The following is a 9,130-nucleotide window of genomic DNA, read 5'->3' on the forward strand; positions in this document are numbered from 1 at the left end:
TAACAACAACTATTTTAATGTTGAACTCTTAACAGAAGGAGTATATATTTTAAGAATCACTCAAGGTGATAAAATGTCTACGTTTAAGTTTATTAAAGAATAAGGATAACTAAAACACAAATTTTACTTTCAATATTGAAAACTGTCGAAAGAAGAGCTGATTTATACCCAACTATAAATTGTTTAAATTTGTAAATGACGTAACACTCTTTTATCGATGATTTACGACTTTTATGAAACCATGAAAAGTGACATCGTCTTCAATAAATTTGAGGTTGGTAATCTTTTGTTTGTTGAATATAAGTGTCCGATTGAACAAGACACAGTTGAAATCTGGTCTCGGTACGATTATATCGTATATATTTTGAGTGGCGAAAAAACATGGAGCACAAAAGAATCTCAATGGCTGGTTAAGAAAGGGGAAGCTATTTATGTAAAAAAAGGAGCTTCTGTAATCAAACAAAACTTGAAGGAAGATTTCTGTATGTTAGGTGTCTTTTTTTCAGATGACATCATTAAGTCAAGTTTGAGAGACGACATTAATACCATACCGATAAAGGATGTTAAAGATTCTAATGGTTTTAGTATTACCAAGATTAACATCAATTCAGAACTAGAAACATTTTTTCAGTCCTTACTGGGCTACTTTTATGATACAAGCAAACCTCTTAATAGTTTACTTCAGTTAAAAGCTAAAGAACTCATGTTAAGTCTTATCTACAATAGGGATAACCTTAATATAAGTTCTTATTTAAAGCATGTTGTTCTAAACGAACTGCCTTCTATACCTAATATTATGGAAGCTAATTTTCAATATAATCTAAATTTAGATCAATTAGCGGCTCTTTGTAATCGTAGTAAATCCAGTTTTAAGAGAGATTTCAAGAATCACTACAACACCAGCCCTGGAAAATGGATTTTGGATAGACGACTAAAAAAGGCGGCCACCCTTTTGAAAAATCATTCAGATACTATTTCCCAAATAGCATATGATTGTGGGTTTGAAAGTGCGGCGCATTTCAGTAGGGCATTTAAATCTAAATACGGGACAACTCCGTCCATTTATCGTCATATAGACGCCTAAAGGGTACTATTTTACAGTCTGGACTTCTCAGTCAAGACATTGGACTTTTTTGAAAAACCCAAAACGTCCTTGTTCTATTCCTTTGCATTAAAACTTTAAAATAGTGCAATGATGATAACAGATAGGACAAAAAATTTCTGGATAACATTAACAGAGACATTATCAATCGAATTTAAAGACCGTGCTAAAACACATGATGACAATGGAGATTTTGTTTATACCAATTATGGCGTCTTAAAAAAGCACCAATATTTTTCAGCACTTGTTCCGAAAGAATTGGGAGGCCAGGGTATGACTTATAGAACAATGGCCGAATGCATTAAAATAATAGGTAAGTCTTGTGGGTCAACGGCATTAGCGCTTTCTATGCATCAGCATTTAATAGCTGCAAGCGTATGGAAATATAAACAAGATGGTTCCAATGACATATTACTGAAAAATGTTGCTAAGCACCAATTGGTTCTCATAAGCACGGGAGCAAGGGATTGGTTAAGTTCTAACGGGAACTTAATAAAAACAGAAGGAGGTTATTTGTTTACAGGTAAAAAGCATTTTGCCAGTCAGTCTGTTGCTGGTGACCTCGTCATTTCAAGTGGAATTTACCAGGATGCTGATAAAGGGAATATGGTACTTCATTTTGGTGTACCAACAAAATCATATGGTGTTAATATTCTGAACAATTGGGATGTAATGGGGATGCGATCAACGGGATCTCAAACAATAGTTTTTGAAAATGTATTTATTCCAGATTCAGCAATATCATTACAAAGATCTCAAGGCGAATTTCATGGTGTTTGGAATGTAGTCATTCCAGTGGCCATGCCATTAATTATGTCGGCATATGTTGGAATAGCTGAGGGAGCGTTCAATAAAGCCCTTGAAATAGGTAAAAAGTATTCCAAAAATCAAAAACACCTCACTTATATAATTGGAAAGACATATAATGCCTACTTGCAGGCACTAACACAGTGGCAGCATATGGTAGCCATTACTGGAGATATCAATTTTATCCCAGATAGTAAGATCTCTACAGATATATTAAGCCTTAAAACTAATGTTACCGAAGGCTGTATAGCTACTGTTAATCAATGCATGGATATGATTGGTGGACAAAGCTTCTTTAAATCGTATGCCATAGAGCGCATGTTTAGAGATGTACAGGCTGGAAATTTCCACCCATTACCGAAATGGGATCAATATGACTTTACAGGAAACTTGATATTAAAGGGGTTTGATAATCAATCTAAACCTGAAGAAAAGCAAGCATCTAGCAGCAATCTTATAAAACAAAGTTAAACGCAAACAATAATTTTTAAAACCAATATTATGACACTTGTAACTATAATTTCAGTACTAATTAGCCTCCTAGCAGCTGGGCTGTTCTTATTGCTTTTTTGGGATGGAATAAATGCTTCCAACCTAGAAAACAATTTAAAGATAATTTACAAGAAATCTTTATGGGTTGGTATTTGTATTTGGGTAGCGATTATTTACATATTAACCCTAACCGATACTTTTACCTATAGACCGGATGTGTGGTTCCCAAAATTTTTAATAGGACTTTTTGTTCCTGTTTTTATTGTGTTATCCTTATTTATAAATAAACACTTTAAGGCGATACTCGATAATCTGTCCTTTAAGAATTTGGCACTAGGGCAATTGTGGAGGCTATTAGGAGCGGTTTTTTTTCTAGTGGCTATTTGGGAAATGGGACCTAAAGCATTTTTGGCTTCTGGATATGGTGACGTACTAACCGGTATTATTGCTTTAGTCACCTTAATATTAGTTAGGAACAATTTAAAACAAGCTAGACTGTCCTCTTGGGTTTTGACTTTGGTCGGAACAACAGACTTATTAATAGTACTATATATTTTACTTTCCTACCATCCTATTTGGTACGATGGATTGCCTAATACAGCCATGGCAGGTTCGTTTCCCATGATGTTGATAATTGGTATAGCTGCACCAATAGCCTTAATTCAGCATATTATAACTCTACGAAAACTTTTATTGAATACAAAATAACAAACGACTTGAATAAATAAAAAAATGGAAACGGTTACAAAATATTTTACGAGAGCCTACATAACATTTTTTGAAGCGTTAGATAGAAATAATAATCGTGAGTGGTTTTTGTCAAACAAAGCTCATTATGAAGCATATGTTGATGAACCCTTTTACCACCTCATTGAAGATATGATGAAAACTATTAAAACAGAAGATCCCAGTATCAAAATAAAAGCCTCGGAGGTTATATTTAGAATTCATAATGACATGCGATTTTCTAAAGGTGGTAAACCTTATAAATTATATAAGTCGGTTTTAATAAGTTCAAAAGGCAGAAAACATCGTGAAGAACCTGGATTCTATTTAGAAATTGGTTCGGAGTATATTAAAATTTCTTTAGGATGTTTTAAGCTCACACCTTCTCAAATTAAGCAAATTGAACAAAACATAAGTAAAATTAATGAGGTTGTACAAAACACTCATTTTAAGAGAACATTTGGTGGTTTAATTACTAGTAAAAACAGTATGGTGTTTCAAACCTTAATTCCAGCTCACATAATAGATAATGAGGGTCTAAATGAATTATTGCTAACGTACTGGCGGATGTCAAAACCAGTGACTGATACTTTTAAAAAGATTTTAAATAATTAATTATGAATGCATATAAAAAAATAAAAAATTCAGCGAACAAGTTTGCTATTAATTGGGCAAGATTTGTAATCAAAAATAAATGGGCTGTTTTAATAGCGTCCATTGCGCTGACTGTATACTTGGGACTACAGGGAACTATGAAATTTGATGGCGATTACCATGTTTTCTTTAGTGAATCAAATCCAGAGCTAGAAGCTTTTGATGCTTTGCAAGATAAGTATACCAAAGATGACAATGTAATATTGGTTTTATCACCAAAAAACAAAAATGTCTTTACTAGAGAAAATCTAACCGCTATTGAAGAACTAACAGCAAATGCTTGGAATACACCTTATTCTTCAAGAGTAGATGCCATCACTAATTTTCAATATACCAGAGCCGTTGATGATGATTTGTATGTTGATGATTTATCATACGACGCGGCAAGTAAGAGCGACTTAGAGATAGAGGCTATTAGGTATATTGCCCTTAAAGAACCTATGTTGGTAAATAGAATTATCAATGAAAAGGGGAGTGTTACCGCAATAAACATTACTGTTAGATTGCCTGGAGAAGATAGCGCCAAAGAAATTCCTGAGGTTATGAATTTCATGAGGGAAATGAAGGTTGAATTTCAAAGTAAGTATCCACACTTTGAGATTCATACATCGGGAATGGTTCCTTTAACCACGGCTTTTTTTGAAGCCTCCATGAAGGATATGGGCTTAACAGGTATCATGTTGCTCATTGTTATTATTACAACCTTCATATTAACAAGAAATTTTCAAAGTACGTTTGCTACGCTATTAGTGGTCCTATTTTCTATAACAAGTGCATTGGGATTTGTGGGGATTATGGACATAAAATTAACGCCACCATCCTCTGTTTTTCCAACCATGATTTTAACGTTGGCAGTGGCCGATAGTATACATATTCTTATTACCATGCTTCAGAAAATCCGTAAAGATGGCATGGATAAGTATGATGCATTAGTTGAGTCGATGCGTTTAAATTTCATGCCGGTTTTCATAACCAGCCTTACAACGGTTATTGGGTTCTTAACTATGAATTTTGGTGATGTACCGCCCTTTTGGGATTTAGGAAATATTGTTGCTTTTGGAATGACAATGGCCTTTATTTATTCTACGACAACCTTACCTGCATTGATGGCAATTCTACCCTTTAAGAAAGGTGAAGAGAAGGTGGCTAATAAGACCCAAAGATTTGATTTCGATTGGTACACCGGTTTAGCAAGTTTGGTGATTAGACAGCCGATAGCCATTACCGTGTTATCTTTGGCCGTTATTGGCGGGTTGACTTACATAGCGACCAACAACAGCTTTAATGACGAGTTCATTAATTATTTCGATGACACCGTTCAGTTTCGATCTGATACTGATTATATAAGTGATAATTTAACCGGAGTTTACAATGTTGAATACTCTATTTCCAGTGGGGAAAGTGGGGGGATTAATAATCCGGAGTATTTAAAGAAACTTAACGATTTTGAAGATTGGCTATACGATCAGCCAGAAGTCATTCATGTAAATGTCTTTAGTGAAATTGCACGTCGCATCAATAGATCAATGCATGGTGATGATCAGAGTTTTTATAAAATTCCGGAAACTCGGGAAGAAGCAGCACAATATTTACTGCTATATGAGCTATCCTTACCCTTTGGGTTGGATCTCAACAATCAAATTAATGTAGATAAGTCTGAATCTAGGGTAACCGTAACGGTGAAAAATTTGGATAGTCCTGATATGATAGCCTTTGCTAAACGTGGTGAGGATTGGTTAAAGCAAAACGTCCCTAATCATATGCATGCCATTGGTGTAAGCCCTATGCTCATGTTTTCAAAACTTGGATTCAGACAAGCGGATAGCATGTTAACGGGTAATATTATAGCCCTTGTGTTAATTTCTTTGGTGCTCATGTTGGCTTTAAGAAGTTTTAAACTCGGTCTGCTCAGCTTAATTCCAAATGTGGCCCCGGTATTAGTTGGTTTTGGAGTTTGGGCATTATACAAAGCTCAAATAAATACAGGCATGGTCATCGTATTTGGTATGACCTTGGGGATTATTGTAGACGATACGGTGCACTTTATGAGTAAATTCCTTAGAGCTCGAAGGGAATATGGTTATGGACCACAAAGGGCTGTAGAATATGCCTTTCAAACGGTTGGTAAGGCCTTAGTAACTACAACGGTGGTATTGATTTCAGGTTTTGCAGTATTGTCTACTTCGTCTTTTGCTCTCAATAGCTATATGGCCAGGATTACCGTAATCATCATTATTGCCGCACTGATTATTGATTTCGTATTGCTTCCTGCTTTACTGATAATAACCAGTCCCATAAAACAAGCAAAGAAAAAGTATACTTCAATTTTGTATTACAGATAATAATTAAAAAAACAGAAAAAATGAAAAATGTATTATTAACAATGGTTTTATTATGTGTCTTTTTAACAGTAAGTCAAGCACAAGATAAAGGGTTAGAGATTGCAAAAGCAGCTGAAAAAGCTGATCTAGGTTTCAAGAGTTCTACTTCAAATTTAAAGATGACTTTAAAGAATAAGGATGGACAAGTTAGTGAACGCGCTTTAGAGGTTAGAACCCTCGAATTGATTAAAGATGGAGATAAATCTTTAATTGTATTTAGTAGCCCAAAGGATGTTAAAGGCACCTCTACATTAACATATACACATAAATTAGGGGCTGATGATCAATGGTTGTATTTGCCGTCCATAAAAAGAGTGAAACGTATTTCTTCTACAAACAAGTCAGGTCCTTTTGTAGGAAGTGAATTTGCTTATGAAGACCTGTCATCACAAGAGGTCGAGAAATACACTTATAAATTCTTAAAAGCAGACAATAACTTGTTGAAAGTTGAACAATATCCAGTTGATCCAAAATCGGGATATACCAGAAGAGTAGTGACTTATAACAAGAGTGCTAGCTATCGTATTGAAAAAATTGAATTTTACGACAGAAAGAACGCTTTGCTAAAAACCTTGACTTATAGTGATTATAGGTTTTACAAGGATAAATTTTGGAGGGCATCAAGTCTTAAAATGGTAAATCATCAGAGTAAAAAGGAAACCCTATTGGAGTTTTTAAATTATGATTTTGATGCAAATTTAACCGAAGACGATTTCACCCAGAACGCATTAAAGAGAGGTTAAAATTGTTTTGCTCAGATTTTAATTTGTTGTTTGATTATGACATTGGGGGTCAAACATTACCCCCCCCCAATGTCTTCAAAAGAGAACTCAGAATAAGTACATAATCTAGCAAAAATGTGTTGCTAGTTATGACATAAAAGTCAGTTATAATTTGCATGATTGAACTATATAAAATGAATTATGAAATCACAATTAACCTTTACTTTATTAGCTCTATTTCTAAATTTTTCGATACATGGTCAAGATATTTCAAGTACTAAAGCGTGGCATCATGATGTCGAGCTAGATGTAGAAATAGATAACAGATATTTTTTGGAAGTCCCTGCTTTTGAAGGACAAAAACGAAATTATCCATCACTGGCTTTAAGACCAAAATACACGGTCGATTGGAATGAGGGTGATAATAGTTTAAATATTGAAGGATTTGCAAGGGTAGATGTGGATAAAGAAAGAACTCATTTCGATTTTAGGGAATTCTATTTTCATAAAATCAAAAATAATTGGGAATTAAGTGTTGGTTTGAAAAAAGTGTTTTGGGGTGTAACGGAAAGTAATCATTTGGTTGATATTGTTAACCAAACAGATGCCATTGAAAGTTTTGATGGTGAAGAAAAACTAGGCCAACCAATGATACAATTCTCTATGTATACTGATTTAGGGATTTTTGATATTTTCTATTTGCCCTACCATAGAAAAAGAACCTTGCCAGGAGAGAAAGGACGATTTAGGTTCCCGGTAATCATACAAACTGATGATGTGCTTTATGAAAATGCAGCAAAAGAATGGCATCAAGATCTTGCATTTCGATACAGTCATAGCATAAATATTATAGATTTGGGATTGTCCTATTTTTATGGTACGAGTCGAGAGCCACTCATTCAATTCGATCTGCAGCAAGGACCTATGGCTATTTATCCAATAATACACCAAGTGGGATTGGATTTGCAAATTACTCATAATGCGTTTCTATGGAAATTGGAATCCATTTATAGGACAAGTGATCTTCAGAAGTTTTTTGCCTTTACAGCTGGTTTTGAGTACACCATCAGTAATATAAAAAGCTCGGGTATTGACCTTGGATTAATAGCAGAATATCTCTACGATGAAAGAGGCGCCATGACTTATAATGCATTACAAAATGATTTGTTCTTAGGAATTCGATTGGCATTTAATGATGTTCAGGACACTTCCATGTTGGTTGGGGTTATCAGTGATTTGGGAAAAAGTAGTAAATTAATAGGTATAGAAGCCTCCAGGAGATTGGGTAACACTATGAAACTGGAATTGGAAGGCAGGTTACTTGCCAGCATAGCAGAAGAGGAACTATTCTTGTTAAATTTCAAAAAGGATAGTTTTGTGGGCATTACCCTGATTAAATACTTTTAAATCAAACGAATTATATAAGATTTAGCGGCAACAATTACAAGACAGCTGCTCCTAATTGAGGGATATTTCATTATCAGGGTTGATCAGACTGTCATTGAAGACTATTTTATATCAATTACTCAAGTCTTAAATTTAAGAATGTATGGACAACCGATTATTTTTTCGCCAAGGGGTGAAGGTAAAGAAGAAAATCAAGGTTATGATGCTTTCGTTTCCCTAATTGATTCTGGTATTTTACTATATTATTGGGCATCAGGTTTTTTTATCAATTATAATTTTTATCTGTAAGGAGTTTGATATTGATTTAGCATTAAAAGCGACTAATTTTTTTTAGAATTAAGGATACAGAATTTAAACAGTTTTAAATCAGGTATACATTTGGATAAGTATACTACCCACATAAGCCTTAAATAAAACCTGTCAAAGTTGACGTCAAGTCGTCAACTTTTTTATCAAAAAATAAGAGGTCTATAATATCAATTTTTAAAACTTCTGCTAATACACACATTTGTGGAATATGGAATTAAATAGATACTTTATTTTAAACACAGGCTTGTTCTATAGAGTCTATACAAATTTTAAAGTTTTTTCAAAGCTTCAAGCTCAACACCTAGGCTATTAAACATATTCAAAATACTACTAATTTTAAGCTCTTGCATTGAGTATTCCTGTGTATTGATGCTGCAAGTGAACTCCCAAAGCTCAAAAACCTCACTTATATGCACCTCATAGTTCTTATAATTAGTATTGGAGTTGTTACCTTTATTCGGACATAAAATTTAAGACTGTTTGTTACAAAACAAATATCTTAGAAACATGAAAAAACGAGTTTATAGTAA

General features: G+C 34.1%; 8 protein-coding genes and 1 pseudogene. 8 read left to right on the forward strand and 1 reads right to left on the reverse strand.

What is annotated here, in order from left to right; genetic code table 11:
- The 8 genes from K7G79_RS14825 to K7G79_RS14340 form a co-directional block, all read left to right on the forward strand.
- Positions 1 to 103, forward strand: a 103-nt coding sequence (locus tag K7G79_RS14825; protein WP_223552292.1) for a T9SS type A sorting domain-containing protein, incomplete at its 5' end; no start/stop codon positions are given.
- 138 nt (positions 104 to 241) lie between these two features.
- Entirely contained in the window at positions 242 to 1,084 is an 843-nt protein-coding gene (locus K7G79_RS14310) for an AraC family transcriptional regulator (RefSeq protein WP_223552285.1), read from the forward strand.
- Positions 1,085 to 1,192: 108 nt separating this feature from the next.
- On the forward strand, positions 1,193 to 2,380 hold the full coding sequence (locus tag K7G79_RS14315) for an acyl-CoA dehydrogenase family protein (RefSeq protein ID WP_223552286.1): 1,188 nt from the start codon (positions 1,193 to 1,195) through the stop codon (positions 2,378 to 2,380).
- Between the two features lie 30 nt (positions 2,381 to 2,410).
- Positions 2,411 to 3,109 (forward strand): hypothetical protein, encoded by a 699-nt coding sequence (locus tag K7G79_RS14320; RefSeq protein WP_223552287.1) that lies wholly within the window; start codon positions 2,411 to 2,413, stop codon positions 3,107 to 3,109.
- Between the two features lie 24 nt (positions 3,110 to 3,133).
- Positions 3,134 to 3,742, forward strand: a complete 609-nt coding sequence (locus K7G79_RS14325) for a TIGR02453 family protein (RefSeq protein WP_223552288.1) — start codon at positions 3,134 to 3,136, stop codon at positions 3,740 to 3,742.
- Between the two features lie 2 nt (positions 3,743 to 3,744).
- Positions 3,745 to 6,123: an RND family transporter gene (locus K7G79_RS14330; protein ID WP_223552289.1), complete on the forward strand. Its 2,379-nt coding sequence runs from the start codon at positions 3,745 to 3,747 to the stop codon at positions 6,121 to 6,123.
- Positions 6,124 to 6,143: 20 nt separating this feature from the next.
- A complete protein-coding gene (locus tag K7G79_RS14335; RefSeq protein ID WP_223552290.1) occupies positions 6,144 to 6,905 on the forward strand; it encodes an outer membrane lipoprotein-sorting protein in 762 nt (253 codons plus the stop codon).
- Between the two features lie 180 nt (positions 6,906 to 7,085).
- A complete protein-coding gene (locus K7G79_RS14340; RefSeq protein WP_223552291.1) occupies positions 7,086 to 8,291 on the forward strand; it encodes a hypothetical protein in 1,206 nt (401 codons plus the stop codon).
- Positions 8,292 to 8,869: 578 nt separating this feature from the next.
- Here the strand turns inward: K7G79_RS14340 and K7G79_RS14345 are convergent.
- Positions 8,870 to 9,040, reverse strand: a pseudogene (locus K7G79_RS14345) (XRE family transcriptional regulator); the annotation flags it as partial.
- Positions 9,041 to 9,130: the final 90 nt, after the last annotated feature.

This window comes from Aestuariivivens sp. NBU2969 (assembly GCF_019931125.1).
Lineage (GTDB): Bacteria > Bacteroidota > Bacteroidia > Flavobacteriales > Flavobacteriaceae > Aestuariivivens > Aestuariivivens marinum.